At 68.2% G+C, this 26,424-nt stretch carries 28 protein-coding genes; 16 read left to right on the top strand and 12 right to left on the bottom strand.

Going from position 1 to position 26,424, the window contains the following annotated elements; all coding sequences use genetic code 11:
* From BST28_RS24050 to BST28_RS24045, 7 genes are all read left to right on the top strand, one after another.
* Nucleotides 1–267: hypothetical protein (locus BST28_RS24050; protein ID WP_207570069.1), on the top strand; the 267-nt coding region annotated here is incomplete at its 5' end.
* 66 nt (nucleotides 268–333) lie between these two features.
* Nucleotides 334–2,007, top strand: coding sequence for a DUF7159 family protein (locus BST28_RS10010; RefSeq protein WP_083080855.1), 1,674 nt, complete (start codon nucleotides 334–336; stop codon nucleotides 2,005–2,007).
* A 29-nt stretch (nucleotides 2,008–2,036) separates the two neighbouring features.
* Nucleotides 2,037–2,795, top strand: coding sequence for a maleylpyruvate isomerase family mycothiol-dependent enzyme (locus BST28_RS10005; RefSeq protein ID WP_083080852.1), 759 nt, complete (start codon nucleotides 2,037–2,039; stop codon nucleotides 2,793–2,795).
* A 26-nt stretch (nucleotides 2,796–2,821) separates the two neighbouring features.
* A complete protein-coding gene (locus tag BST28_RS10000; RefSeq protein ID WP_083080850.1) occupies nucleotides 2,822–3,181 on the top strand; it encodes a nuclear transport factor 2 family protein in 360 nt (119 codons plus the stop codon).
* A 27-nt stretch (nucleotides 3,182–3,208) separates the two neighbouring features.
* Nucleotides 3,209–4,075 (top strand): glucose-1-phosphate thymidylyltransferase RfbA, encoded by an 867-nt coding sequence (gene rfbA, locus BST28_RS09995; RefSeq protein ID WP_083080847.1) that lies wholly within the window; start codon nucleotides 3,209–3,211, stop codon nucleotides 4,073–4,075.
* Between the two features lie 107 nt (nucleotides 4,076–4,182).
* Nucleotides 4,183–5,715, top strand: coding sequence for an HNH endonuclease signature motif containing protein (locus BST28_RS09990; RefSeq protein ID WP_083080845.1), 1,533 nt, complete (start codon nucleotides 4,183–4,185; stop codon nucleotides 5,713–5,715).
* 117 nt (nucleotides 5,716–5,832) lie between these two features.
* Complete coding sequence (locus BST28_RS24045; RefSeq protein WP_019738199.1) at nucleotides 5,833–6,039, top strand: Mtp family mycobacterial-type pilin; 207 nt, start codon at nucleotides 5,833–5,835, stop codon at nucleotides 6,037–6,039.
* Here BST28_RS24045 and BST28_RS09980 read toward each other — a convergent pair.
* The 9 genes from BST28_RS09980 to BST28_RS09940 form a co-directional block, all read right to left on the bottom strand.
* Complete coding sequence (locus BST28_RS09980) at nucleotides 6,027–7,331, bottom strand: pyridoxal phosphate-dependent aminotransferase (protein ID WP_020425503.1); 1,305 nt, start codon at nucleotides 7,329–7,331, stop codon at nucleotides 6,027–6,029. The genes BST28_RS24045 and BST28_RS09980 overlap by 13 nt on opposite strands.
* 64 nt (nucleotides 7,332–7,395) lie before the next feature.
* Nucleotides 7,396–10,203 (bottom strand): (Fe-S)-binding protein, encoded by a 2,808-nt coding sequence (locus tag BST28_RS09975; protein ID WP_083080870.1) that lies wholly within the window; start codon nucleotides 10,201–10,203, stop codon nucleotides 7,396–7,398.
* 231 nt (nucleotides 10,204–10,434) lie between these two features.
* On the bottom strand, nucleotides 10,435–11,019 hold the full coding sequence (locus tag BST28_RS24040; protein WP_019738993.1) for a hypothetical protein: 585 nt from the start codon (nucleotides 11,017–11,019) through the stop codon (nucleotides 10,435–10,437).
* An 87-nt stretch (nucleotides 11,020–11,106) separates the two neighbouring features.
* Entirely contained in the window at nucleotides 11,107–11,484 is a 378-nt protein-coding gene (locus BST28_RS09965; RefSeq protein WP_065288426.1) for a DUF3054 domain-containing protein, read from the bottom strand.
* Between the two features lie 25 nt (nucleotides 11,485–11,509).
* Nucleotides 11,510–12,175 carry a hypothetical protein gene (locus tag BST28_RS09960; RefSeq protein WP_019737309.1) on the bottom strand — a complete coding sequence of 222 codons (666 nt, stop codon included), beginning with the start codon at nucleotides 12,173–12,175 and terminating at the stop codon, nucleotides 11,510–11,512.
* Between the two features lie 47 nt (nucleotides 12,176–12,222).
* A complete protein-coding gene (locus tag BST28_RS09955; RefSeq protein ID WP_065288427.1) occupies nucleotides 12,223–12,744 on the bottom strand; it encodes a hypothetical protein in 522 nt (173 codons plus the stop codon).
* A gap of 139 nt (nucleotides 12,745–12,883) precedes the next feature.
* On the bottom strand, nucleotides 12,884–13,066 hold the full coding sequence (locus BST28_RS09950) for a hypothetical protein (RefSeq protein ID WP_019737311.1): 183 nt from the start codon (nucleotides 13,064–13,066) through the stop codon (nucleotides 12,884–12,886).
* Nucleotides 13,067–13,080: 14 nt separating this feature from the next.
* A complete protein-coding gene (locus BST28_RS09945; protein ID WP_043336746.1) occupies nucleotides 13,081–14,562 on the bottom strand; it encodes an amino acid permease in 1,482 nt (493 codons plus the stop codon).
* A 152-nt stretch (nucleotides 14,563–14,714) separates the two neighbouring features.
* The gene (locus BST28_RS09940) at nucleotides 14,715–15,200 is read right to left on the bottom strand and encodes a winged helix-turn-helix transcriptional regulator (protein ID WP_029249240.1); all 486 of its coding nucleotides are present in this window, start codon (nucleotides 15,198–15,200) and stop codon (nucleotides 14,715–14,717) included.
* Nucleotides 15,201–15,291: 91 nt separating this feature from the next.
* Here BST28_RS09940 and BST28_RS09935 point away from each other — a divergent pair, with 91 nt between their 5' ends.
* The 8 genes from BST28_RS09935 to BST28_RS09900 all read left to right on the top strand — a co-directional run bounded on the left by BST28_RS09935 (nucleotide 15,292) and on the right by BST28_RS09900 (nucleotide 22,811).
* Nucleotides 15,292–16,479 (top strand): thiolase family protein, encoded by a 1,188-nt coding sequence (locus tag BST28_RS09935; RefSeq protein ID WP_019737314.1) that lies wholly within the window; start codon nucleotides 15,292–15,294, stop codon nucleotides 16,477–16,479.
* 30 nt (nucleotides 16,480–16,509) lie between these two features.
* A complete protein-coding gene (locus tag BST28_RS09930; RefSeq protein ID WP_019737315.1) occupies nucleotides 16,510–17,487 on the top strand; it encodes a nitrilase-related carbon-nitrogen hydrolase in 978 nt (325 codons plus the stop codon).
* The gene (locus tag BST28_RS09925; RefSeq protein WP_052312267.1) at nucleotides 17,456–17,977 is read left to right on the top strand and encodes a DUF302 domain-containing protein; all 522 of its coding nucleotides are present in this window, start codon (nucleotides 17,456–17,458) and stop codon (nucleotides 17,975–17,977) included. The genes BST28_RS09930 and BST28_RS09925 overlap by 32 nt, the downstream gene beginning before the upstream one ends.
* On the top strand, nucleotides 17,974–18,579 hold the full coding sequence (locus BST28_RS09920; RefSeq protein ID WP_019737317.1) for an NAD-dependent epimerase/dehydratase family protein: 606 nt from the start codon (nucleotides 17,974–17,976) through the stop codon (nucleotides 18,577–18,579). Before BST28_RS09925 ends, BST28_RS09920 begins: the two co-directional genes overlap by 4 nt.
* Before the next feature lie 158 nt (nucleotides 18,580–18,737).
* Nucleotides 18,738–20,588 (top strand): molecular chaperone DnaK, encoded by a 1,851-nt coding sequence (dnaK, locus tag BST28_RS09915; RefSeq protein ID WP_019737318.1) that lies wholly within the window; start codon nucleotides 18,738–18,740, stop codon nucleotides 20,586–20,588.
* Entirely contained in the window at nucleotides 20,585–21,226 is a 642-nt protein-coding gene (grpE, locus tag BST28_RS09910) for a nucleotide exchange factor GrpE (RefSeq protein ID WP_019737319.1), read from the top strand. The genes dnaK and grpE overlap by 4 nt, the downstream gene beginning before the upstream one ends.
* 23 nt (nucleotides 21,227–21,249) lie before the next feature.
* Complete coding sequence (gene dnaJ / locus BST28_RS09905; RefSeq protein ID WP_019737320.1) at nucleotides 21,250–22,443, top strand: molecular chaperone DnaJ; 1,194 nt, start codon at nucleotides 21,250–21,252, stop codon at nucleotides 22,441–22,443.
* The gene (locus BST28_RS09900) at nucleotides 22,440–22,811 is read left to right on the top strand and encodes a heat shock protein transcriptional repressor HspR (RefSeq protein WP_029249241.1); all 372 of its coding nucleotides are present in this window, start codon (nucleotides 22,440–22,442) and stop codon (nucleotides 22,809–22,811) included. Before dnaJ ends, BST28_RS09900 begins: the two co-directional genes overlap by 4 nt.
* Nucleotides 22,812–22,876: 65 nt before the next feature.
* Here BST28_RS09900 and BST28_RS09895 read toward each other — a convergent pair whose 3' ends face one another.
* From BST28_RS09895 to BST28_RS09885, 3 genes are read right to left on the bottom strand one after another with little or no spacing between them, the layout of a single operon-like run.
* Nucleotides 22,877–23,779: an aldose 1-epimerase gene (locus BST28_RS09895; RefSeq protein ID WP_083080843.1), complete on the bottom strand. Its 903-nt coding sequence runs from the start codon at nucleotides 23,777–23,779 to the stop codon at nucleotides 22,877–22,879.
* 3 nt (nucleotides 23,780–23,782) lie between these two features.
* Nucleotides 23,783–24,949 (bottom strand): FAD-binding oxidoreductase, encoded by a 1,167-nt coding sequence (locus BST28_RS09890; RefSeq protein WP_065288429.1) that lies wholly within the window; start codon nucleotides 24,947–24,949, stop codon nucleotides 23,783–23,785.
* A 35-nt stretch (nucleotides 24,950–24,984) separates the two neighbouring features.
* Complete coding sequence (locus BST28_RS09885) at nucleotides 24,985–25,656, bottom strand: GAP family protein (RefSeq protein WP_065288430.1); 672 nt, start codon at nucleotides 25,654–25,656, stop codon at nucleotides 24,985–24,987.
* Between the two features lie 120 nt (nucleotides 25,657–25,776).
* Here BST28_RS09885 and BST28_RS09880 point away from each other — a divergent pair, with 120 nt between their 5' ends.
* Complete coding sequence (locus tag BST28_RS09880) at nucleotides 25,777–26,325, top strand: hypothetical protein (RefSeq protein WP_234808244.1); 549 nt, start codon at nucleotides 25,777–25,779, stop codon at nucleotides 26,323–26,325.
* The last annotated feature ends 99 nt before the right edge of the window (nucleotides 26,326–26,424 follow it).

The following is a 26,424-nucleotide window of genomic DNA, read 5'->3' as shown; positions in this document are numbered from 1 at the left end:
CCGCAGCCTGTGGCCCCGCCGCCCCCACCGCCGGCCCTGCCGCCGCCACCGCCACCGATGATCCCCAACCTGGAGATTCCCGGCCTGCCCGGTGGTCCGCCCATTCTCGGGCCGCCGAAAAAGGGCGGTTGGGGACCCGGCCCCGGTTGGAATCCCGGCCGGGGCGGACCCGGCCGCGGCGGTCATGGCGGTGGGCACGGCGGTGGCCACGGCCGCGGCGGCGGCGGAATCCCGATCCCGCTGCCCATTCCGGGCCTCCACTTCTGAGGTGGGGATTTAGCTCGCAAACCGATAAGATGGGCTAACCAATCGAGGCCGTAGGGAGGAGGTGCGATGGACATCGTTCTCGGCGTGTCGATGGCACCGCCGTCGGTACGGATGGTCCTCGTCGAGGGTGAGAACGCCGGTGGCGTCACCGTCGACGAGGACGGCTTCGAGGTCGACTCCGGCGGCGCCGCGTTTCCCGACCAGGTGGTGTCGGCCATCCTGGGCACCCAGGAGAGCGCCCAGCAGAGCGGCTACCGGCTGGCCTCTACCGGAGTGACCGTCGTCGACCAGTCGCAGGCCGGCCAGCTGCGCGACGCGCTGGCCGACCGCAAGGTGGAAAACGTCATGCTGGTGTCGGCGTTCTTGGCGGCGGCCGCGCTGGCACAGACGGTGGGCGGGACGATCGGTTACCAGCGCACCGCGTTGATGTTCATCGAGCCCGACGGCGCAACGCTGGCTGTCGTCGACTCATCGGACGGCTCGATCACCGAGGTGCGCCGGGTGGCGCTGCCGCCCGACGACACCGCGGCCCTCGGTGAGTTGACCACCCTGGCCGCGCAGGCCGGCCGGCTCCAGTCCCGGCCCGAGGGCTTGTTCGTGGTCGGATCCGGAGTCAACGTCGGCCTGGTCAAGCCCGAATTGGATGCGGCCAGCCCGCTCCCGGTCAGCGTCCCCGAGGAACCGGAGACCGCCCTGGCGCGGGGCGCAGCGCTGGCCAGCGCCCACGCGCCGCTCTTCGATTCGTCGACCTCGGCGTTGGCCTGGGCGCGTGACCCGGGCACCGGTGTGATTGATCCGGACCTGGTCGCGCTCGGCTACGCCTGCCCGGCGGGCGGCGACTACGACGCCACTATGGGCGAGTACGCCTTGGCCTACAGCGCCGTCCCCGACGACGCCGAGGCTGACTACCTGGCGTTCTCGGACACCGGCAGTACCCAGAGCGCCGTGGTCGAGGACTACGCGCCCAGCTCCGGTGTGCGGTTGTTCGGTGACGCCGAGGACAGCGAGCACCCCCGCCGCCGCAACCCGTTCCTGCTGGCAGGCAGCGGACTGGCCGCCTTCTTCGTGGTCGGAGTGGTCTCCTTGGTGGTGGCGTTGGCGGTCAGTATCCGGCCCACCGCATCCGACCGTCCCGCTCCCAGCCAGCACATCGTGGTTCCCACCCAGCAGGCGCCGGCCCCGGCTCCGGTTCCCGAGGCGGCGCCCGTGGTGCCACCTGCCGCGCCGGCCCCGGCGGCTCCTGCTCCGGCGGCCCCGCCGCCGCCCGCCCCGAAGGCCCCGGCGGCTCCCGCTCCGGTGCCCGCGGCGCCTGCGCCCGCCCCGGCGGCTCCGGCGGCCCCTGCACCGGTGCCGATTCCGGTGCCGATCCAGGTGCCGGCTCCGCCACCGGTCGAGATTCCGGCACCGGCCGCGCCGGCCGCACCGGTTCCGAAACAGCCCGAGCTGCCGCCGATCTTCAAGCCGCCCGCCCAGAGTCCGCCGAAAAACGACAATCCGTCGTGGCTGCCCGGCAATAACGGCGGCAACAAGGGCGGGAATCCGTCGTGGCTGCCCGGCGACAGCGGCGGGGGCAAAAAGGGTGGTAACCCCTCGCCGTGGCTGCCCGGTGTCGGCACCAACGGCGGCGGAAACAATCCCTGGTTGCCGGGCCTGGGTAGCGGTGGCAGCGGCGCCCGTGGCGGTGGCGGTGGCTCGTGGTTCCCCGGCCTCGGCGGAGGCGGCGGCGGCTGGCCTTTCTGAGCCGGCGCCCCGTCCACTAGCCTGACGGCGTGGATTACGCCGCTGCTTTGCTCGATGAGAACCGTGCCTTCGGTGAGCTGGTCCGGGCCGGTGATCCCGGGTTGGCGATCCCGACCTGCCCGGAATGGAACCTGACGCAACTGTTCCGGCACGTCGGACGCGGAGATCGTTGGGCCGCACAGATCGTCGCCGACCGACTGGACCACGCGCTGGATCCGCGCGAGGTCGTCGAGGGCAAGCCGCCGGCGGACCCCGACGCGGCGATCGACTGGCTGCACGATGGTGCCCAGCGGGTGCTCGACGCGATCACGCACATCGGGCCGGACAATCCGGCATGGACCTTCCTGGGGCCGCGCCCGGCCGGCTGGTGGCTGCGCCGCCGGTTGCACGAGGTGACGGTGCACCGAGCCGACGCCGCACTGGCGCTCGGCCACGACTACACCCTGTCGCCGGAGTTGGCCGCCGATGGGATCTCCGAATGGCTCGACCTGATCACCGGGCGACTCGGCCGCGACGGGCACGCGGCGCTGGCCGGCGAGCACAGCGTGCACCTGCACGCCACCGACGAGGGTCTGGGGTCCGCGGGCGAGTGGACGATCAACCGGTCGGCGGACGCCGGCACCCTGAGTTGGTCACATGAGCACGGCAAAGGGTCGGTGGCGTTGCGCGGCACGGCCCGCGACCTCTTCCTGGCGATCCTGCGCCGGGTTCCGGTGGCCGACACCGACATCGCGGTGTTCGGCGACGCCGCCGTGTGGCAGGGCTGGGTCGACAACACCACGTTTTGAGGGCCCCACGCGGTATTTTGCAGAGCATGACCACATCGGAGATCGCGACCGTCCTCGCCTGGCACGACGCCCTGACGACCGGTGACCTGGACACCCTGGAGCAGCTGTCCAGCGACGATATCGAGGTCGCCGACGCCGACGGTGCCGGGCAGGGCCATCAGGCGCTGCGACGGTGGGCTGCTTCGGCGGAGACCACCGCCGGGATCGGCCGGATGTATGTGCGCGGCGGCGTCGTGGTGGCCGAATTGACCCCTGCCGGGGAGGGCCCGGCCCGGGCGGTTGCTTTCCGGGTGGTGCACGACCACGTCACGGCGGTGTTCCGCCACGACGATCTCGACGCGGCGCTGACCGCCACGGACCTCACCGAGGCGGACCGCGCCGACTGACTGCGAGCGGCAGTTAGGCTCTACCCCATGCGCGGGATCATCCTGGCCGGTGGCTCAGGCACCCGCCTGTATCCGATCACGATGGGTGTCAGCAAACAGCTGCTCCCGGTCTACGACAAGCCGCTGGTCTATTACCCGCTGTCCACCCTGATGCTGGCCGGTATCCGCGACATCCAGGTGATCACCACGGGCCACGACGCGCCGGCCTTTCAGCGATTACTCGGTGACGGCAGCACATTCGGGGTCCACATCACCTATGCGGTGCAGGATCAGCCCGACGGGCTGGCGCGGGCGTTCGTCATCGGCGCCGACCACATCGGCAACGACTCGGTCGCGCTGGTGTTGGGGGACAACATCTTCTACGGACCGGGTCTGGGAACCAGCCTCCGCTGCCACCAATCCGTTTCCGGCGCAGTCATTTTCGCTTACTGGATGGCCGATCCGTCGGCCTACGGTGTCGTCGAGTTCGACGCGGACGGTACGGCGGTGTCGGTGGTGGAGAAGCCGGCGGCCCCCAAATCGCACTATGCGATACCGGGTCTGTACTTCTACGACAACGACGTCGTCGAGATCGCCCGGGGCTTGAGGCCATCTGGGCGCGGCGAGTACGAGATCACCGATATCAACCGGACCTACCTCGATCAGGGCCGGCTGCGGGTTGAGACACTGGCCCGGGGCACCGCCTGGCTGGACACCGGAACGTTCGACTCGCTGCTGGACGCCGGCGACTACGTCCGCACCATCGAGCGCCGCCAAGGCCTCAAGATCGGCATCCCCGAGGAGGTGGCCTGGCGGATGGGTTTCATCGACGACGCCCAACTGGCGGTCCGTGCCGAGGCGCTGCGCAAGTCGGGCTATGGCGACTACCTATCGGGGCTGTTGGAGCGCCGGTAGCGGACCGCGGGCGCGTTATCCACAGCCTCGTGGCGGGACCCGCCGTTATCCACAAGGTGAAAACCTGACCAAGGTCCGCGTCACCCGAAGCGAGTATTATCGAACATATGTTCGCCTTCGACTTGCCGGAACCGGATGACCTGTCCGGTGTCGACGAGCGAGCTCTCATAGCGGCGGTCGCCGGGTGGAGCCGGATCGAGGCGGCAGCCGCCGCGCGGCGGCTGGCGGTGATCGCCGAGCTGGTGGACCGCAGAACCTCGGGGGAGGGCGCGCGTTCACGCTGGGCGTGCGACGGCTGGGATGCGACCGCAGCGGAGGTGGCTGCGGCTGCGGGTTCGACCCGCGGGCGGGCGTCGAATCAGATGTATGTGGCCACCGCCCTGCGCCACCGGCTACCGCGGATCGCCCGGCTGTTCGCCGACGGCACGCTCAGTGCGGCGGTGGTGGGCGCCATCGTCTGGCACACCACATTGATCGAGGATCTCGGCGTGCTGGCGCGTGTCGATGCGGCCCTGGCCGGTGAGGCCCGCTACTACGGCCAGTTGTCGGCGGCCAAAACTATCGCGGCCATCCACGCGATCATCGAAGCCCACGATCGGGCCGCGGTGCGGCGTAGTCAAGCCGCGGCCCGCAGCCGCGATCTCGTTGTCGACACCAACAACACCGAATCGGGTACGACCCCACTGTGGGGGCGGCTATATGCCCACGACGCCGCCGTCCTCGATCGGCGGCTGGCCGCGATGGCCCACAGCGTCTGCGACGACGACCCGCGCACCGTGGGACAACGCCGCGCCGACGCCCTTGCCGCCCTGGCCGCCGGCGCCGACAGGCTGACGTGTACCTGCGACAATCCGCTCTGCCCCACTCGAACCGGGCCGCAGGATGCAGGCGCCGGCGCCGCGTTGGTCTATGTGCTCGCCGATGCCGACAGCATCGAGAGCCCTGTTGACCCGCTGAACAACGGTGAATTCCGACAGTGTCGGCCCGGCGGCCTCGACAGACCGGCTGACGAACCCGCGGCCAACGTAAAGCCCGCGCAGATCGTGGGCGGGCCGATCATCCCCGCATCCGTGCTGGCCGAACTGGTCCATGGCGGCGTCACGGTGCGCCCACTACAGATTCCCGGATCCGATAGCCAACCCGAACCGCACTACCGGCCCTCGGCCAAGCTGGCGGACTTCATCCGCTGCCGTGACCTGACCTGCCGATTCCCCGGATGCGACCAGCCCGCCCAACGCTGTGACATCGACCATGCGATCGCTTGGGCTGACGGCGGGCCGACCCACCCGTGCAACCTCCGGCTGCTCTGCCGAAAACACCACCTGCTCAAGACGTTCTGGGGGTGGCACGACCGCCAGCTTCCCAACGGCACGATCGTTTGGACCAGCCCCACCGGGCACACCTACACCACGCATCCCGGCAGCAGGGTGCTCTTCCCGGCCCTGTGTCAACCCACCGGCGGACCCCGGACTGCCGTGCCGCCGCCGCAGCGGGCGACGGACTGCCGCACCCTGATGATGCCCATCCGAAGACGCACGCGCGCGCAGGATCGTCAGGCGGCCATCAAAGCCGAGCGCGCGCTCAACCGTGCCGACACCGACGAAGTACCGGCCGAACGCAACAGGCCTCCGCCGTCGTAGGGTGTCGGCACCGCCGATCATGTTTGGTGAGGGCGGTGGCGGTGGTAGAACAACCCAATGAGGAACACGAACCGGGTTGCGGCAGCTCTAGCGACGGCGGCGTTAGGTTTCGTTGCCTTGGGCACGGCGGGTGCGGCGCAGGCCGAACCGCGCTACCACTGGTGCCCGGGTGAGCAGTGGAGCGGGTGGATGGGCTTCAACTGGAACGTCAACTACTGCCACGACAACCACTACCTCGACAACGTGCCGCACGACCCGGAGCACTGGCAGAACGGCGGCACCTACGACCCGAACTGGCCGCCGCTATCGCCCTACACGCGGTAGCCGACCAGGAAGTTGCCCAGGCGTTCGATAGCGCTGGCGAGGTCACGCGCCCACGGCAACGTCACGATCCGCAAGTGGTCGGGCGCCGGCCAGTTGAACCCGGTGCCCTGGGTGACCAGGATCTTCTCCTGCAGCAGCAGATCCAGAACCAACTGCTCGTCGTCCTCGATCGGGTAGACCTCGGGATCCAGCCGCGGGAAGGCGTACAGCGCACCGCTCGGTTTGACGCAGGAGACACCTGGAATCTCATTGAGCTTGGCCCAGGCGACATCTCGCTGTTCGAGCAGCCGGCCACCCGGCAGCACCAGATCGTCGATGCTCTGGTGACCGCCCAGCGCCACCTGAATGGCATGCTGGGCAGGCACATTCGGGCACAGCCGCATGTTGGCCAGCAGGTTGATGCCCTCGAGGAAGCTGGTCGCGTGCTCCTTGGGGCCGGTGATCGCGACCCAGCCCGCCCGGTAGCCCGCCACTCGGTAAGCCTTCGACAGCCCATTGAAGGTCAGGCACAACAGATCCGGCGCGACGGTGGCCATATTGGTGTGCTCGGCGTCGTCGTAGAGGATCTTGTCGTAGATCTCGTCGGCCAGCAGCAGCAGTTGATGCTTGCGGGCCAACTCGGCGATCTGGCCGAGCACTTCGCGGCTGTAGACCGCGCCGGTGGGGTTGTTCGGGTTGATCACCACCAGCGCCTTGGTGCGCTCGGTGATCTTCGATTCCATGTCGGCGATGTCGGGCTGCCAGCCCTGGGTCTCGTCGCATAGGTAGTGCACCGGTGTGCCGCCGGCCAGCGAGGTCGACGCCGTCCACAGCGGATAGTCCGGCGCCGGGATCAGCACCTGGTCGCCGTTGTCCAGCAGTGCCTGCAGTACCAGGGAGATCAGCTCCGACACCCCGTTGCCCAGGTACACGTCGTCGACGTCGAAGCGGGGGAAGCCCTCGACGAGTTCGTAGCGGGTGACCACCGCGCGGCGGGCGGGCAGAATCCCCTGCGAGTCGGAGTAGCCCTGCGCGTACGGAAGTGCCTGGATCATGTCGCGCATGATGACGTCGGGCGCCTCGAACCCGAACGGTGCGGGGTTGCCGATGTTGAGCTTGAGGATGCGGTGGCCCTCAGCCTCCATCCGCGCGGCCTGGGCGTGGATCGGACCGCGAATCTCATAGAGGACGTCCTGCAGTTTGGTCGACTGCGCGAACGTGCGCTGCCGCAGCTGGCTGCCGGGCGCAGGCCAGGGCATCTGGTGGGGCAACTGGTGAGCGGTCACGTCGACAATGGTCCCATAGTTGTCCAATCAAAATTTGCCCGAGAAACAGATCGGGGCCGTATGTGCACACATACGGCCCCAACCCGTTATCTCAGCGTTTGCCCGGCGGCTTCGCTCCGCGCTGGATGCCCAGCCCCTTCACCGGAGGCTGCTCCTTGGGCGCTTCGGCCTGCGGAGTAGCCTCGGAAGCTTCCTCGGCGGTGGCGGTTTCCGCGGCCGGTTCGGCCTGGGCGGGCTCTGCCGCCGGAGCCGCCGGAGCCGCCGCCGGCTTCTTGGCGCCGGGTTTGCGGGCGCCCGCCGCCATGCCGAGCCCCTTGACCGGTGCTGCCGGAGCCGCCGGTTCGGCAGGTGGGGCGGGGGCCGCCTCGGCGGCCGGAGCCGCCGACGCTGCGGGAGCGGCCTTCTTGGCGCCCGGACGCTTGGCCCCGCCGGCGATACCCAGCCCCTTGACCGGCGCTGCAGGTGCGGCGGGGGCCGACTCGGCGGCCGGAGCCGCCGACGCTGCCGGAGCGGCCTTCTTGGCGCCCGGACGCTTGGCCCCACCGGCCATCCCCAGCCCCTTGACCGGGGCCGCGGTCTTGGCCTCGGCCGCCGGCGCCTCGGCCGGCTTCTTCTCCACCGTCGCGGTGGCGGTGGCGGCCGGAGCGGCCGGCGCCTCCTTCTTCGGGGCACGCTTGGCGGCGGCCTCGGCCGCTGTGCCCTTGGCCGGCAACGTCACTCCGGACAGATCCAGCGAGTCCAGCAGGATCTGCGCGATGTCCCGCACGTCCACCCCGGTGCGACCGGAGGCCTCGATACGGTCGTCGAGGCCGTCGCTGATCATCACCCGGCAGAACGGGCACGCGGTTGCGATGGTGGTGGCGCCGGTGGCCAGTGCCTCGTCGACGCGGTCGTGGTTCACCCGCTTGCCGATGTGCTCTTCCATCCACATCCGCGCTCCGCCGGCCCCGCAGCAGAACGAGCGGTCGCGGTTACGCGGCATCTCCACCAGATTGCCGCCCGAGGCCGTGACGAGCTCACGCGGCGGCTCGTAGACCTTGTTGTGGCGGCCCAGGAAGCACGGGTCGTGGTAGGTGACGTCCCGCGACATCGGAGTGACCGGAATCAGCTTCTTGTCGCGGATCAGCCGGTTGAGCACCTGGCTGTGGTGCAGCACCGTGTATTCGCTGCCCAGCTGCGGGTATTCGCGGGAGATGGTGTTGAAGCAGTGCGGACAGCTGGCGATGATCTTGCGGTCCGGCTTGTCCACACCGTCGAACACCTCATTGAGCATCTCGACGTTCTGGGTGGCCAGCTGCTGGAACAGGAACTCGTTGCCGGACCGCCGGGCCGGGTCACCGGTGCAGGTCTCGCCGGTGCCCAGTACCAGGAACTTCACGCCGGCCGCGGCCAGCAACTCAGCGGTCGCCTTGGTGGTCTTCTTGGCCCGGTCTTCATAGGCGCCCGCGCAGCCCACCCAGAACAGGTACTCGAACCCGTCGAAGCTGTCGACGTCCTGGCCGTAGACCGGGATGTCGAAGTTGAGCTCGTCGATCCAGGAGGTCCGCTCGCTGGCGTTCTGCCCCCACGGGTTGCCCTTGTTCTCGAGATTCTTGAACAGCACCGCGAGTTCGGAGGGGAACTCCGACTCCACCAGGACCTGGTAGCGGCGCATGTCCAGGATGTGGTCGACGTGCTCGATGTCCACCGGGCACTGCTCGACGCAGGCACCGCAGTTGGTGCACGACCACAGCACGTCGGGGTCGATCACGCCGCCCTGCTCAGCGGTGCCGACCAGCGGCCGGACCGCTTGCTCGGGGCCGGAGCCGCCGATGCGCTCGAAACCCTTCTCCGGCACGTGGTGGCCCGCCAACGGCTTGGCGTCGGCAAGGTCGATGTCCATGTCCGGCGCGTCCGCGGTGCCGAGCAGATACGGCGCCTTGGCCATCCAGTGGTCACGCAGATCCATGATCAGCAGCTTGGGGCTCAACGGCTTGCCGGTGTTCCAGGCCGGGCACTGCGACTGGCAGCGACCGCACTCGGTACAGGTGGCGAAGTCGAGCATGCCCTTCCAAGAGAAGTCTTCGATCTTGCCGCGGCCGAACACCGCGTCCTCCGGCGGGTTGTCGAAGTCCAGCGCCTCGCCCTCGTACTCGATCGGCAGCAGCGGGCCCAACCCGTTGGGCAGCCGCTTGAAGGTGACGTTGATCGGGGCCAGGAAGATGTGCAGGTGCTTGGAGTGCAGCACGATGATCAGGAACGCCAGCGCCACCGCGATGTGCAGCAGCAGGGAGACGGTCTCGATGGTCTCGTTGGCCGAGAGCCCCAGCGGCGCCATGATCTTGCCCATCAGCTGTGACAGGTACGCCCCGTTGCCGTAGGGCAGGCTCCCGGTGTTGACCGCGGCCCCGCGCAGCAGCAGGAACGTCCAGACCACGTTGAGGATCATCACCAGGATCAGCCAGGCACCGCCGTTGTGCGAGCCGTAGAAGCGGGACGCCCGGCCGATCTCGCGGGGGTTGCGGATGATGCGGATGATCATGAACGCGAAGATCGACAGGGTGACCGCGGTGATGAAGAAGTCCTGCAGGAAGCCCAGCGCGTCCCAGTGGCCGATGACCGGGATCGCGAAGTCGTGCTTGAACAGCTGGCCGTAGGCCTCGATGTAGACCGTCAGCAGGACGAAGAACGCCCACATGGTGAAGAAGTGCGCGATTCCGGGGATCGACCACTTCAGCAGCTTCGCCTGGCCGGCGACCTCGCGGATCTGCGTCCAGACCCGCCGGCCGACGTCACTGGTGCGTTCAGCCCCGACCTTCTGGCCGGTCATCACCAGCCGGTACAACCAGAACACCCGGCGCGCGGAGAAATAGCCGACGAGCACCGTCATGGACAGGCCGACCACCAGCCTGATCATCATCTGGACATTCTCGGTCACGGAGCGCCTCTCCCATTCACAAGTTACCGGTCAGTAACTTAGTTATGGTTACTGACGGGTAACTTACCGCCAATCTTGCGCAATACCAGTTCAAGCGCAGCTTGATGCTCGCTCATAGTGCCACCCCGCTCCGGCCCAGCGCGACGCAGGCTGGCCTAACTGTATCGGCTGGCGAGGGTTTGGAGGGGCTTTCTCGGCGCGTGAGGGGGCCGTTCACAGTCCGGGCGGCAGCGGGATGACGATCTCCGACGGCGGTTCGGCCGCAGCGGTCGTGGTGGTGGGCGCCTGGGTCGTGGTCTGGGCCGTCGTGGTCGGGGGTTCGGTGGTGGTCGGCGCCGTCGTGGTGGTGGTCGGCGATTCGGTGGTGGTCGTGGGCGTTTCGGAGCTGGAAGACGGCTCGGTTGTCGTGGCCGGCGGCGTGTTGTCGTCCGTCGTGGTCTCCGGCGCGACCGGCGCAGGCGCGACCGGTGACTCGCCCGGCGCCACCGTGGTGACGGTGACCGACGTCGTCGCCGGTGTGGTGTCCCCAGGGTTCTTGTTCACCAGCCGGACCATGCCCCACACCAGTGCGGCGATCAGCAGCGCCGTCAGCACACCCCAGCCGATCAGCGCGACCGGCTGCAGGTACCAGGGCGTCGGTGGCGGTTCGGGAGGTTGGGACCAGCTGACTTGCGGCTCGGCGGGTTCGCGGTACTCGCCGTAGTAGCCCGCCGGTTCGCCGTAGTCGCCGCTCCCGCGGTAGTCGTAACCGGCCATCCGGGTCGGTTCGTCGTTCGGATCGTCCGGCGTTCGTTCCACGCGACCCGATGGTAGGTGCCGCGGCTGACGAAATGCCGCGATACCACCTGACGAGTAGCTGTGCCGTCTACCGGTCCGGCGGCCGGGTCACCCCCGACCGGTGCCAGTCCGTCGCGCGAGGAACTCGACCGCGGCCCGCCAGCCGAGCAGCAAGACGGCGGTCACCGTCGATGCGACCACCACGAACGTCCACGCCACACCTGCCGACGTCGCCTGGCGCAAGATCATGCCGACCAGCACCGTCGATATCCAGACGATCAGCCCCGTGGGCACCAGTGCCGTGGGCCGGCGCCAGCCGCGGGACACCACCCAGCCCAGCACCGTACCGCTGAGGAACGGCCAGGCCGTGGCCGCCAAGCCGCCGAGATCGACGCCCTCGTCGTGGCTGCGGCGGCCGAGGGCGCAGAACAACACAACGGCCACCAGATCGATCCCGAGCCAAGCCGGCGTGCGCTGCGGTCGCATGCGAGAGTACTGGGCGATGCGGCCGCTACCGGCGCGGCGGGATGGTGATCACCGTCGGCAGCTCCGGAACCTTGGGGATCGGCGGAATGGTGATCACCGACGGCAGTGGCGGCAGGTGCGGGCGGCGGTGGTGCGAATCGCCGGGGGCCGGCGGCTGCTGGGGCGGCGCCTGTTGCGGGGGAGCCTGCCGGGGCGGGGCCGCCGGTGCCGAGGTGCTCGAGGAACTCTCCGTGGTGGTGGTGGTGGTGGTCGTCGTCGTTGAGCTGCTCGTGGTCGTGCTGGTGGTACTCGACGAGCTGGTCTCCGGTGCGGTACTGCCGCCCCCGGGTCCGCGGCTGGTCAGCTGGACAATGCCCCAGATCACCAGGCCGAGCATCACCGCGATGAGCCCGAACCAGGCGGTCAGCACCGACCGCCGGCGAAACCACGGCGTGGGTGTAGCCGCGGCGAAACCGGCGGTGTCGGCATCGGAGGCGGGCTGCTGTTCGAACGGGTTATAGGCGGGGTTGTACTGGGTCGGTGCATTGCCGGGGTGATAGCCCGGATCGCCGGGGTTCTGCCGCGGGCCGGCGGGGCCGAACGGGGCCGGCGGTGGCCCGGGTGGCTGAGGGCCGCTTCGGGAGTACTGGGTGGATCGGGTCGGGTCGTCGCCGGGTGTGCCGGAGCCGTCTGAAGATCCGAAGCGCGCCATTCCAGCGATCGTAATCGAAAGCGGTGTCCGGCGACCGGCGCCGGAGGTCAGAACGTTTCGACGTCGTCGATGCTGACGAACATGCCGTGGCCGGTGCGTTCGTTGGTGAACCGGGTGCCGTCGATGTCGGCCTTGATCGTCCAGCCCTGCGCCACGTAGGTCAGGTAGTCGATGGTGACGACCGGGATGTCGCCCAGGTTGCCCAGCACCCACTGCACGGTGCCGTCCGAACTGACACTGACGCCGTTGGCGTGCTGGCCGTCCTTGAGCGGGGTGTTGGTGAACTCCGCCTCGCAGTCGACCTGCGGCGTCGAGATCTGGCAGCGGGTCCTGCCGGACTTCGTCTCGATGAAGACGTAACCCTTGTCGTCGGGCGGGAGAAAAATGGCGTCACCCGGCTTGTTCGGGGTGCTGGCGGGGGGCGGCTTGGAGGGAGCCGGGGTGCTCGGCGGTGCGGTGGTGGGACGGGGCGTGCGGAAGGACGGCTCCGCCGGCCCGCCGCCGCCGGGAGCCGCGGTCGGGTCACCGTCGATGGTGGAGGTGCAGCCGGCCAGCAGCAGTGCGGCCATCAGCGTCAGCTGTCCGATTGACTTCGTTCTCACCTGATCCGCTACCCGCACACACTCCCCCGCTGACATAGGTTGACGCCCAGCCTACGCATCATGTGACACGAGTGGCTGTAGTGACTCGCGGGCGAGCGGGGGCCGGCTACGAGAAATCCCGGAACGCCAACACTCCACCGGTCACCGCAGTCACCGCGGCCAGGCCGTAGCCCAGCACCGACCACCAGCCGACGTGCAGATAGGCGGTGATGGCCACGATCGCGATCGCGCAGAACACCAGTGCCATGCCATACAGCGGAGGTTTGGCCGCATACCGGTTGGGGGACATGCCTTTTCGACCTCCTACTCGTCGGTTTCGGCCGGTGTTGTCACCGCAGGCGGTTGCTCGGGCGAGGTGGGCGGTGGTTCGGCCGCGGACGTCACGCGGTCGCGCACCAGAAACCAGCCAAGCGCCAGCGCCGGTGCCCCGACGAGCACCGCGGTGCGAATCCAGACGCCGTACTCGGGGTCGAACATCATCAGTGCCAGCACCGCGGCCAAGAAGGCCAGTGTGGCGTAGCCGCTGTAGGGGGCCAACGGCATGCGAAATGCCGGCCGTTGCAGGTCGCTTCTCTTCGTCAAAGCGAAGAATCGCAGCTGGCAGGCCACAATCGTCGCCCACGCCGCTATCACGCCCAAAGCCGCGATGTTGAGCACGATTTCGAAGGCATGCTCCGGGACGACGGCGTTCAGTGCCACCCCGAGCAGGCCGATCATGCCGGTCAACAGGATCCCGCCGTAGGGCACGCCGTTGCTGGACAACGGTGCGGTGAACTTCGGCCCGCTGCCGTTAACCGCCATCGACCGCAGGATCCGCCCGGTGGAGTACAAGCCGGCGTTGAGGCTGGAAAACGCGGCGGTGAGCACCACCAGGTTCATCAGGCCGCCCGCGCCGGTGAACCCGATCTTGGCGAAGAACGTGACGAACGGACTCTCACCGTGCTTGTACGCGGTGTAGGGCAGCAGGAGTGCCAACAGCACCACCGAGCCGACGTAGAAGATCGCGATCCGGGCCACCACCGAATTGATCGCCCGCGGCATGATCCGTTCGGGGTCGGCGGTCTCGCCGGCGGCGGTGCCGACCAACTCGACAGCGGCATAGGAGAACACCACACCCGAGGTGACCAGCACCACCGGCAGTATTCCGGTCGGCAGGAACCCGCCGTTATCCACCCACAGGTGCAGGCCGGTGGACTGGCCTTCGACCGGAAAGCGCCCGCCCAGAAACACCGTCCCGACGACCAGGAACGTCATCAGAGCCACCACTTTGATCAGCGCGGCCCAGAACTCCAGCTCGCCGAAGAGCTTCACCGAGATCAGGTTCATCGACACCACCGTCACCAGCGCGATCAGTGCCAGCACCCACTGGGGAAAGACGTGGAACACACCCCAGTAGTGGAAATACGTCGCGATCGCGGTGGTGTCGACGATGCCGGTCATCGACCAGTTCACGAAGTACAGCCAACCCGCCGTAAAAGCTGTTTTCTCACCGAAGAATTCGCGCGCATACGACACGAAGGACCCCGACGTGGGACGGTGCAGTACCAGCTCGCCAAGTGCTCGCAGGATGAAGAAGACGAAGACGCCGCAGATCCCGTAGACCAGAAACAAACTGGGGCCGGCCTCGTGCAGGCGCCGGCCGGCGCCCAGGAACAACCCGGTGCCGATCGCCCCGCCGATGGCGATCATCTGTACCTGGCGCGGGTGGAGATCTTTGTGATAGCCCTCGTCTTCGCGGGCCAGGACGGCCGGCGAAGGCAGGCGAGGGTCGGGGGCGTGGGACATCGCGCTCATGGTGTCAGAGGTGGCCGCACGTTGCCAGCTAGACAGCCGCGACAGTCCGGTCGGAGTTTACGCCGGCGAGCGGGCTCAAGACGTTCTCGAACCAGAAGAAGGCCGCCGACGGCCGGTTGGGCGGCGGCGCCGGCCGGCGAGGATCAGTGCGCACCGCCCCCCGGCTTGACCAGCCGTGCACCCAGCTCGCCGGGCTCCACCCGATGGTCTTCGGCGCAGCGCAGCTCGACCGACACGTCGGCGCCGCAGCCCAGATGGGTCAGGCCGATCCTGCCGCGGTTGGGCAGGTGGCGCTGCCCCCACTGGAACATCGCCCAGACCACCGGCATGAAATCGATCCCGGCCTCGGTCAGGACGTATTCGTCGCGACTGCGCTGGCCCGGCTCACGGTAGGGCTGCCGGGCCAGTAATCCGAGATCGACCAGCTCGGCCAACCGGGTGGCGGTCGCGGCCTTGGTGATACCCACCCGCTGGGCGAAGTCATCGAAGCGGGTGGTGCCGTAGTACGCCTCCCGCATGACCAGCATCGCGGACTTGGTGCCGACGACAGCCATGGTCTTTTCGACCGGGCACTGCCCGATCGCCGACCAGGAATCCCGGTCGGCGAGGGACCCCTGCAGAAAAGTCATCTCGATCACCTCACTCCTGAGTTGACTCTACTATACCCAGGGTGTATAGCTAGGTATAGAGAACAATACTCAGCTAGCGGGAGGATGCGCGATGACCGGATACCAAGGCCGTGACGCCGTCATCGTCGGTGCCGTTCGCACCCCGATCGGCAAGGGCAAGCCGGGCGGCGCTCTGCACGGCGTCCTGCCTGCCGACCTGCTGGCGCACAGCCTGCGGGAACTGATGCGGACAACGGGCATCGATCCGGCTCGGGTGGATGACGTCATCGCCGGTGCGGTCACCCAGGTGGGCGATCAAACCGTCAACATCGGCCGGAATGCATTGCTGGGGGCGGGATTTCCCGAGTCGGTTCCCGGCACCACCATCGACCGGCAATGCGGCAGCAGTCAGCAGGCGATCAGCTTCGCGGCCCAGGGCGTGCTGGCCGGCGCCTATGACATCGTCATCGCGGCCGGGGTGGAGTCGATGAGCCGTGTCCCGATGGGCAGCTCGGTGCTACCGGGTAGCAACCCGTTCGGCGAGGACATGACGCGCCGCTACCCCGAAGGGCTGGTGCCGCAGGGCATCAGCGCCGAGTTGATCGCCGCCCGGTGGGGCCTCTCCCGGGCCGAACTCGACGAGTTCTCCGCCGCCAGCCACGAGAAGGCGGCGCGGGCGACCAAGGAGGGGCTCTTCGACGACGAGCTCGTTCCGATCGCAGGCCTGACCACCGACGAGATCATCCGGCCCGGCACCACCGTCCAGACGTTGTCGGCGTTGCGTCCGGCGTTCTACGACGAGGCCGTGGAAGCGCGCTTCCCGCAAATCAATTGGGAGATCACCGCCGGTAACTCGTCGCCGCTGTCCGACGGCAGTGCAGCGCTGCTGATCGCCAGCGGCGAAGTCGCCCGCAAGATGGGCCTGCGGCCACTCGCGAGAATCCACACCACCACCGTCGTCGGCTCGGATCCGCTCTACATGCTCACCGGGGTGATACCGGCCACCGAGAAGGTATTGCGGCGTGCCGGGTTGAGGCTGGCCGATATCGACCTGTTCGAGGTCAACGAGGCGTTCGCCCCGGTGGTGCTGGCCTGGGCGAGGGAAACCGGCGCAGATCTGGCGAAGACGAACGTCAACGGCGGCGCCATCGCGATCGGGCATCCGTTGGGCGCCAGCGGCGCACGCCTGATGACCACCTTGGTAAACGCGTTGCAGCACAGCGGAAAACGCTACGGATTGCAGACGATGTGCGAGGGCGGCGGCATGGCCAACGCCACGATCATCGAGCGCCTCGACTAGAACGCACACATGAAAGAAGGTTTGACGACAATGAATGAGATCCGAGCCGCCGCCGTACAGATCAGCCCGGTGCTCTACAGCCGGGAAGGAACCGTCGAACGAGTGGTGGAATGGATCGAGCACTTGTCGCACCACGGTGTGCGGTTCGCGGTCTTTCCCGAAACGGTGATCCCGTACTACCCGTACTTCGCGTTCGTGCAGCGTCCGTTCGAGATGCGTCCGCAACACCTCACATTGATGGAGCAGGCCGTGACGATCCCATCACCGGAGATCGACGCGATCGCGGCCGCGGCGAGACAAGCCGCAATGGTGGTTTCCATCGGTGTGACCGAGCGCGACGGCGGCTCGCTGTACAACACCCAGCTGCTGTTCGATGCGGACGGCACCCTGCTGCAGCGGCGGCGCAAGATCATGCCGACGTATCACGAGCGGATGATCTGGGGGCAGGGTGATGGCAGCGGTCTGCGTGCCGTCGACAGCGCGGTCGGACGGGTCGGGCAGCTCGCCTGCTGGGAGCACTACATCCCGTTGGCCCGCTATGCCTTGATCGGCGACGGCGAGCAGATCCACTCGGGCATGTGGCCGGGTTCGTTCGCCGGGGAGTTGTTCGCGCAACAGGCCGAGTTCAGCGTGCGCAATCACGCACTCGAATCGGGTGCCTTCGTCGTGAACTCCACGGCCTGGCTGGACGCCGACCAGCAGGCCCGGATCATGGCCGACACCGGGTGCCCGATCGGCCCGATCTCGGGCGGGTGCTTCACCGCGATCATCAGTCCGCACGGTGAACTGCTCGGCGAGCCACTGCGTTCCGGCGAAGGTGAGGTGATCGCCGACCTGGACTTCTCGTTGATCGATGCGCGCAAGTCGCAGATGGACGCCCGCGGCCACTACAGCCGTCCGGAACTGCTGAGCCTGCTGGTGGACCGCACACCCCGCGCCCCTCTTCAGGACCGCTTCGAGGAATTCGCGCCCGCCGATGCCGAGGAGGTGGATCGTGTCGCGGTCTGATCCGAGCGAGGTCCGCTTCTCCGGAGTGCGGGTGCGCTATGCGAGCACGAAGAGCTACGACGAGCTGGTGGCCGCATTGTTCGCCGACGTCGGCGGTCGGCCGGTGCCGATCGATGACATCGCGAGGAATTTCCTGAGCTGGGACTCGTATCGCAATGAAGTCCAAACCCACGTCGGATCGAGCGGGTTCATGCTGTTCGCGGTCTTCGATCACGGCGGCTGGATCGCCAAGGCGGGCATCGACCGGGCAGCGTTGCGGGTCATTATCGGCAACCCGCTGATCGCGATCACGATGTTGCGCCACGACGTGACGGCGGGCCTGTTCGCGCCGGTGGAGTTGCTGATCGTCGGCGAGGACGACGGCAGCAGCAGTTTGACCTATGTCAAGCCCTCATCACTGATGGTCATAGCACCCCACCCGGCGCTGCTCGCGGCCGCCGAAGGGCTCGACGCCAAGCTGGCGGCCCTGGCCGCGAAGGTCGCGGGATGAGCGCCGCCGGAGGCGGCAGGCGGATCTTCTTCGCGGGCGCCTCGGGTGTGATCGGCAGTCGGCTCGTACCGCTGCTCATCGAGGCGGGCCATACCGTCGGGGCACTGACGAGGTCGGCCGGGAAGGCCGACGGGTTGGCTTTCCTGGGTGCCCAACCGATCGTCTGCGACGTCTTCGACCGTCCGGCCCTGACCGGCGCCGTTCGCGCCTTCTCACCCGACCTGGTTCTGCATCAGCTGACGGATCTTCCCGACGACCTGGATGATCTGCCCGAGGAGTCCGCGCTCAATGCCCGGATACGGGTGGAGGGCACCCGCAACCTCATCGGCGCGCTGGAGGGCTTGTCGCCGACGAAGATCGTCGCCCAAAGCGTCGCGTGGACGATGCGCCCCGGGCTCGAAGCCGACGCGGTGGTCGCACTCGAGGAAGCCGTGCTCGCGGCGCACGGCGTGGTCCTACGCTACGGATTCTTCTACGGGCCCGGCACCTACTACCAGCAGAAACTCCCGCCGGCGCCACGCGTGCACATCGACATCGCAGCCGCGCGAACCCTCCAGGCCCTCGACGCGCCACCGGGGATCATGACCGTCGTGAGCAGCTGACCGTCTCCCGGGAACAAACTCCGAATCCGCCCCGTTGACCACTACGACAAGTTGAGTCACTAACACTCAAGTCTGGGTTGACAGCAGGGCCGCCGCAGGCGCATCCTTGAGCGCAGTCCGCTCAGACTAGGGAAGCGTCTATCAGGGAGGAAACCACAATGGCTCGTGCGGTCGGAATCGACCTCGGGACCACCAACTCTTGCGTCTCGGTGCTGGAGGGCGGCGATCCCGTCGTCGTAGCCAACTCGGAGGGCTCGCGCACGACCCCGTCGGTCGTGGCGTTCGCCCGCAACGGCGAGGTGCTGGTCGGCCAGCCCGCCAAGAACCAGGCGGTCACCAACGTTGACCGCACCATCCGCTCGGTCAAGCGCCACATGGGCACCGACTGGAAAGTCGAGATCGACGGCAAGAACTACACCGCGCAGGAGATCAGCGCCCGCGTGCTGATGAAGCTCAAGCGTGACGCGGAGGCCTACCTCGGTGAGGACATCACCGACGCGGTCATCACCGTGCCCGCCTACTTCAACGACGCCCAGCGTCAGTCCACCAAGGAAGCCGGCCAGATCGCCGGTCTGAACGTGCTGCGCATCGTCAACGAGCCGACCGCGGCCGCGCTGGCCTACGGCTTGGACAAGGGCCAGAAGGAACAGACCATCCTGGTGTTCGACCTCGGTGGCGGTACCTTCGACGTCTCGCTGCTGGAGATCGGCGAGGGCGTGGTCGAGGTCCGTGCCACCTCCGGTGACAACCACCTCGGTGGCGACGACTGGGATGACCGCGTCGTGGATTGGCTGGTCGACAAGTTCAAGGGCACCTCGGGCATCGACCTGACCAAGGACAAGATGGCGATGCAGCGGCTGCGCGAAGCGGCCGAGAAGGCCAAGATCGAGCTGTCGAGCTCGCAGAGCACGTCGATCAACCTGCCCTACATCACCGTCGACGCCGACAAGAACCCGCTGTTCCTCGACGAGCAGCTGACCCGGTCGGAGTTCCAGCGGATCACCCAGGACCTGCTGGACCGCACCCGCAAGCCGTTCCAGTCGGTGATCAAGGACGCCGGTATCTCGGTGTCGGAGATCGACCACGTGGTGCTGGTGGGTGGTTCCACCCGGATGCCCGCGGTGACCGACCTGGTCAAGGAGCTGACCGGCGGCCAGGAGCCCAACAAGGGCGTCAACCCCGACGAGGTTGTCGCCGTGGGCGCCGCGCTGCAGGCCGGCGTGCTCAAGGGTGAGGTGAAAGACGTTCTGCTGCTTGACGTCACCCCGCTGTCGCTCGGTATCGAGACCAAGGGCGGCGTGATGACCAAGCTGATCGAGCGCAACACCACGATCCCGACCAAGCGCAGTGAGACCTTCACCACCGCCGACGACAACCAGCCGTCGGTGCAGATCCAGGTCTACCAGGGTGAGCGCGAGATCGCCTCGCACAACAAGCTGCTCGGCTCCTTCGAGCTGACCGGTATCCCGCCGGCCCCGCGGGGTGTCCCGCAGATCGAGGTCACCTTCGACATCGACGCCAACGGCATCGTGCACGTCACCGCCAAGGACAAGGGCACCGGCAAGGAGAACACGATCAAGATCCAGGAGGGCTCCGGCCTGTCCCAGGAGGAGATCGACCGGATGATCAAGGACGCCGAGGCGCACGCCGACGAGGACCGCAAGCGTCGCGAAGAGGCCGACGTTCGCAACCAGGCCGAGTCGCTGGTCTACCAGACGGAGAAGTTCGTCAAGGAGCAGCGTGAAGCCGAGGGCGGCTCCAAGGTCCCCGAGGACACGCTGGCCAAGGTCGACAGTGCGATCGGCGACGCGAAGAAGGCGCTGGAGGGCACCGACATCGGTGCCATCAAGGCCGCGATGGAGAAGCTCGGCGTCGAGTCGCAGGCGCTGGGTCAGGCGATCTATGAGGCCACCCAGGCCGAGCAGGCCGCCGGGGCAGACGGCGGTGCGTCCGCCGGTGCCGATGACGTCGTGGATGCCGAAGTAGTCGATGACGGAGACACCAAGTGAGCGAAGGAGATTCACGCGATCCGTCTCCGGAGACGATCACCGTGACCGACAAGCGGCGTATCGACCCGGAAACCGGTGAGGTGCGCGCGAGTTCTGCCGGGCCGGCCCCAAGTGGGCCGGCGCCGGCGGAACCGGCCGCCGGCGACGACCAAGCCGGTGAGGTCGACCAGGTTGCGGAGCTGACCGCCGACCTGCAGCGGGTACAGGCGGATTTCGCCAACTACCGCAAGCGGGCGCTGCGCGACCAGCAGGGCGTCGCCGACCGGGCCAAGGCCGCGGTGGTGACCGAACTGCTGGGGATCCTCGACGACCTGGACCGCGCCCGTAGTCACGGCGACCTGGAATCCGGGCCGCTGAAGGCGTTCGCGGACAAGCTGACCGGCGTGCTCACCGGGCTGGGTCTGGCGGCGTTCGGCGCCGAGGGCGAAGAGTTCGACCCGCTGCTGCACGAGGCCGTCCAGCACGAGGGCGACGGAACCCATTCGGTGATCGGCACCGTCCTGCGGCAGGGCTACAAACTCGGTGACCAGGTGCTGCGCCACGCGATGGTCGGCGTGGTGGACACCGTTCCGGACGGTGACGAGGGCAGCGACGACCAGACCCGAGGTGACGACGAAGACGCCGGCGACGACAATTGATCAAGGTGAGGAGGTGACGCGTCATGGCTCAGCGTGAATGGGTCGAGAAAGACTTCTACAAGGAGTTGGGCGTCTCCTCCGACGCCAGCGAGAAAGAGATCAAGAGCGCCTACCGCAAGCTGGCGTCCGAACTGCATCCGGACCGCAACCCCAACAACCCGTCTGCCGCGGAGCGGTTCAAGGCCGTCTCCGAGGCCTACAGCGTCTTGTCCGATGAGGCAAAACGCAAGGAGTACGACGAGACCCGGCGATTGTTCGCCGGCGGCGGGTTCGGACGGCGCTTCAACGGCGGCGGGTTCGGTGGCGGCAATTTCGATCGGTTCACCACCGGCGGCGACGGCAGCGAGTTCAACCTCAACGACCTGTTCGGCGCCGCCGGCCAGACCGGTGGCGCCAACATCGGTGATCTCTTCGGCGGCCTGTTCGGCCGCGGCGCCCAGCAGCGGCCCAGCCGGCCGCGGCGCGGAAACGACCTGGAGACCGACTCTGAACTGAGTTTCCTGGAAGCCACCAAGGGCGTGGAGATGCCGCTGCGGCTGACCAGTGCCGCGCCGTGCACCAACTGTCACGGCAGTGGCGCCCGGCCGGGCACCAGCCCGCGAGTGTGCTCGTCGTGCAACGGATCCGGAGTGATCAGCAGCAACCAGGGTGCCTTCGGGTTCTCCGAGCCGTGTACGGACTGCCGCGGCAGCGGGTCGATCATCGAGCACCCGTGCTCGGAGTGCAAGGGAACCGGGCGCGCGGCCCGCACCCGCACCATCAACGTGCGGATCCCACCGGGCGTCGAAGACGGCCAACGGATTCGGCTGGCCGGCCAAGGCGAGGCGGGTCTGCGGGGAGCGCCGTCGGGCGATCTGTACGTGACGGTCCGGGTGCGTCCGGACAAGGTCTTCGGCCGCGACGGGGATGACCTGACGGTCACCATCCCGGTCAGTTTCTCCGAACTCGCCCTGGGTACCACGCTTTCGGTGCCGACGTTGGACGGCAAGGTCGGTGTGCGGGTGCCCAAGGGAACCGCCGACGGCCGGATTCTGCGGGTGCGCGGGCGCGGTGTGCCCAAGCGCGGCGGTGGCCACGGTGATCTACTGGTCAAGGTGAAGGTCGCGGTCCCGCCGAACCTGGAGGGGCCCGCGCAGGAGGCACTCGAGGCGTATGCGGCAGCCGAGCGGGCCAGCGGGTTCGACCCGAGGGCCGGATGGGCGGGGAACCGATCATGAGTAAATCGGAGAACTCGCGTACCTTCCTGATCTCGGTGGCAGCCGAGCTGGCCGGTATGCACGCCCAGACGCTGCGGACCTACGACCGGATCGGTCTGGTCAGCCCGCGCCGCAGCTCCGGCGGCGGACGCCGCTACTCCGAGCGGGATGTCGACCTGCTGCGCGAGGTGCAGCGCCTCTCCCACGATGAGGGCGTCAACCTCGCCGGGATCAAACGGATCATCGAGCTGACCAACCAGGTCGAGGCGCTGCAGTCGCGGGTCAAGGAGATGGCGGCCGAGCTGGAGACCCTGCGCGCCAAGCAGCGCCGCGAGATCGCGGTGATGCCCAAGAGCACCGCCGTGGTGGTCTGGCAGCCGCGTAGGTGATTTCTTCTGGTTGACTCTGCGTCTACGGCGTGCCCTACTCGCACTTTTGCTCCGTAGGCGCAGAGTCAACGGACTCGGATCGAGAATTGGGCCACGCCGGGTTCGCCGGGGCGGGCCATCCGGTAGCCGCCGCGGCGTAGCGCGTCGGTGGGCGCGGCCATCGGTTCGAAGCAGATCACGTCCTCGGTGGTCGGCGCGTAGATCTGTGCCGCCGGGTAACCCTGCTCGAAGTGCACCTCGATGCGCCGACCGCCGCCGCTGACCGCGAACACCGCCCCGGCCGGCACTTCATCAAACCCGTCGTCAAACGCCTGCTCGCCCAAGACGTCCGAGGTCTGCGGCCATTCCGACGTCTCACCGGTCGGCAGCGCACGCTCATCGAGGCCCACATGTCGCATCGCCGGCGTCTCGATGCGCCAGTCCGCGCGGGCAACGTCCGGCAGTTGCAGGTACGGGTGGAAGCCGAAGCACAGCGGCACCGCCGTGCCGGTGGAGGCGGTGACGGTGGTACGCACCGTCAGCGTGCGGTCCGCAAGGCTGACAGCCATGCTGAGCCGGTGCGGAAACGGGAAGGACGCCAACAACTCCGGCCGGGAACCGAAGTCGAGTTCGGCGGCCAAGGCCGTCGCCGATCGCTTTATCACCCGCCACCCGGGATCTCCGGCCAGCGTGCCGTGGATCGGGGCGCCGTGCTCGTCGGTGTGCACTCCGCCGCTGCCGGGGGTCAGCGCGACCTCGGTGTCGCCGACGCGGAATTCCTTGCCGCTCAACCGGTTCGCCCACGGGTACAGCAGCGGGATGCCCATGGTCTTGTGGTCCAACACGTAAGCCTGCAGGCCCCTGCGCTGGCCGAGCAACTCCACCCCGCCGTCGGACAGCGAGGTGCCGATCATGACCGCACCCGGGACGAAGGTGGCCGTAAGATCCGACGACGGATCGGCCAATGTGCACGGTTCGAATTCGGTCACTTCTCACTCCGACAGCGGGTCGTGTTGAATGCGTTGCTCGGGAGCGCCTTTGGCGACCAATGCCGCCTTGGTGGCGCGGGTCATCTCGGGGCCGCCGCAGATCAGGATCTGGCGGTCGCTCCAGTTGCCATAGCGGGTGACCACGTCCGGCAGCCGGCCGGTCTGCCGCAGGTGCAAGCCCCGCGGCGGTGTCACGTCCGGGTAGTCGGCGGCCCAGTTCGGGTCACCCGGGTACTCCGACACCGGGGTCGCCGACAGCCACGGGTTGTGTGCCGCGATCTGCCACAGCGTAGGCAGGTCATAGAGCTCGCAGGGGTATCGGCCGCCGAAGAACAGGTGCACGCGCGGGTTCACACCCCACCGGGTCAGGTCCATGATGATCGCCCGCAGCGGCGCCAGGCCGGTGCTGCCGGCCACCATCAGCACGTCACCGGCCTCCCGGTCGACATGCAGGCCGCCGTGCGGGCTGGACAGTCGCCAGCGGTCCCCGGGCCTGGTCTCGTTGACGATCGCGGTGCTGACCAGCCCGCCTGGGACCCCGCGCAGGTGGAATTCGATCGCGCCGGTCTCGTCGGCCGGCATGGAAGGCGACAGGTAGCGCCAGGAGCGGGGGCACTGTGGCACCTCGACTTTGACGTACTGGCCCGGGTGATAGGGGAGCGCGTGGTCCAGCTGGATCCGGACGACGGCCAAGTCGCGGGAGACCCGTAGGTGTTCCACCACGGTGCCCTCCCACCAGGCCGGGCCCTCTTCGGCGTCGGCGGCGCCGCCCATCACCCCGATGATCAGATTCAGCGACTCGCGGGCCGCGTCCTCGACCGCGGGCGTGAAGTCATCAGCCAGCTCGTCTCGCAGGGCGGCATAGAGCACCCGGCCCATGGTGTCGTAATGATGTTGCGTCACACCGTATTTACGGTGATCACGACCGAGTTGCGCCAAGAACGCGACGGGCTCTTGGGCGCGCTGGGCGACCAGCTCGCCGTACACCCAGCTCATGGCCTGGGCGAACGCCGCGCGGACGGCGGACAGGTCGGCCGGGAACAGATCTCGGGCCGACGGGTCGGTTCCGAACCAGCGGGTGAACAGGCGGCCGACGAAGCCGTCGGTGCTGTTCGAGGTGCCGAACGCGTCGCGCAGCACCAGCAGCGCGTCACGGTCGTCTAGGCCCACGGCCGCGATTTTATGCTGGCCCGGCGCCCTAGCGGCTACAGCGCGTGAATCCCGTTGTAGGTCACCATCGCACCGATGAGGACGAGGATGACGGCGACGAGCGCGGCGTGCTGCTGCTCCATCCAGTCCTTGAGCCGGCCCAGCGCGGGATCAAGCCGGTGACTGGCGGCAAGGTAGCCCAGGATCGGGATCACGACCGTGGACGCGGCGACGGCGACGAAGAACGCGGCCGCCTGCCAGGCGCCCGCCGCACCGAGGCCGGCGCTGCCGATGGCCAGGCCCGCGGCGGCACACATGAACAGCACCTCGGGGCGGATTGCGGCCAGTACCGCGGCCATCAACCCGGCGCGCAGTGGGGTCATCGTCGTGAATGAGCGCATCCAGCCCGGCATCTCGCCGTGTCCGTGCCGGGCGGTCCAGCGGTAGATGCCGAACGCGATCAGCGCCGCACCGACCGCGATCCGCAACCACGACGCCCAGGCCGGCGGTGTCTTGTCCAGGCCGCCCAGCAGGCCCGATCCCGCTACGAAGGCCGCGGTGAGTGCGGCCAGGCCCGCCAGCCAGCCGATCAGGAAGGTCAGCCCCGTCTCGCGCGGGCGCGGGGTGTGCAGCACCAGTATCGCCGGAATGACGGTGATCGGGGAGAGCGCCACCACCAGTGCGAGCGGAATCAACGCGGTCCATACGGAACCCAAGCCGGACGTCATGGCAGCACCGTATCGGTTCGGTGCCGTCCGCCGGCGACAGCAGCACAGAGCTTGCGCTATACCCATACGGGGTATAGGTTCACAGAAGGTTTCGACGGAAGGTTTCGACGGAAGGCGGATATGCCACGCCCAGCAGAATGTCCTGATCGGCGCCGGCTGCGCTCCACGGCGGGCCGCCGGTTCGGGCTGGCGGGTGTCATCGCCGCCTTGACCTGCACGCTGGCCTGCTGCCTGCCGGCCATCCTGGTGCTGCTGGGCGTGGGGGCGTCCGCGTCCGCCGGCATGGGCCATGCTGCGCACGGGGGCGCGGACGCCCGGGGCTGGTGGGGCGGCCTGCTCGACGTGCTGCACCGGATCAGCCCGGGTCTGCTGATCATTTCGATCGTGCTCGTCGCCGGTGCGTTCGCCGTGAGGCGCCCCGTGGCGGTACTGCCGGCGCTGTTGGCCGGTGTCGTGCTGTACCTCAGCGTGCACGGCCAAACCGATCCGGCCGTGATGTACGCCGGGATGGCCGTCGGCTATGGCGCCTGGCTGGCTCTCTACTTCTGGACGCGGCCGTCCGCCGAGGCCTGCGAGCACCAGCCCGGTTGGGTAGCCGCCGAGCCCGGTGCGGCTGACCGGGAGCCGCCCGCCGGCCCAGTCCAGGGCCAGGGCGGTGAGCGCGCCTGACAGTGCGCTGGCGTGCAGGACCGCATGCGGCAAAAAAATGGACTTGAGCGGAACAGACTCAACCTTGACGCCGTTGAACAAGCCGAGAAGCATTTTTGT

It is taken from the genome of Mycolicibacter kumamotonensis (genome assembly GCF_002086285.1).
Lineage (GTDB): Bacteria > Actinomycetota > Actinomycetes > Mycobacteriales > Mycobacteriaceae > Mycobacterium > Mycobacterium kumamotonense.
Note: the sequence above shows the minus strand (reverse complement) of the source record. Positions and strands in the feature narration are given on the sequence as shown.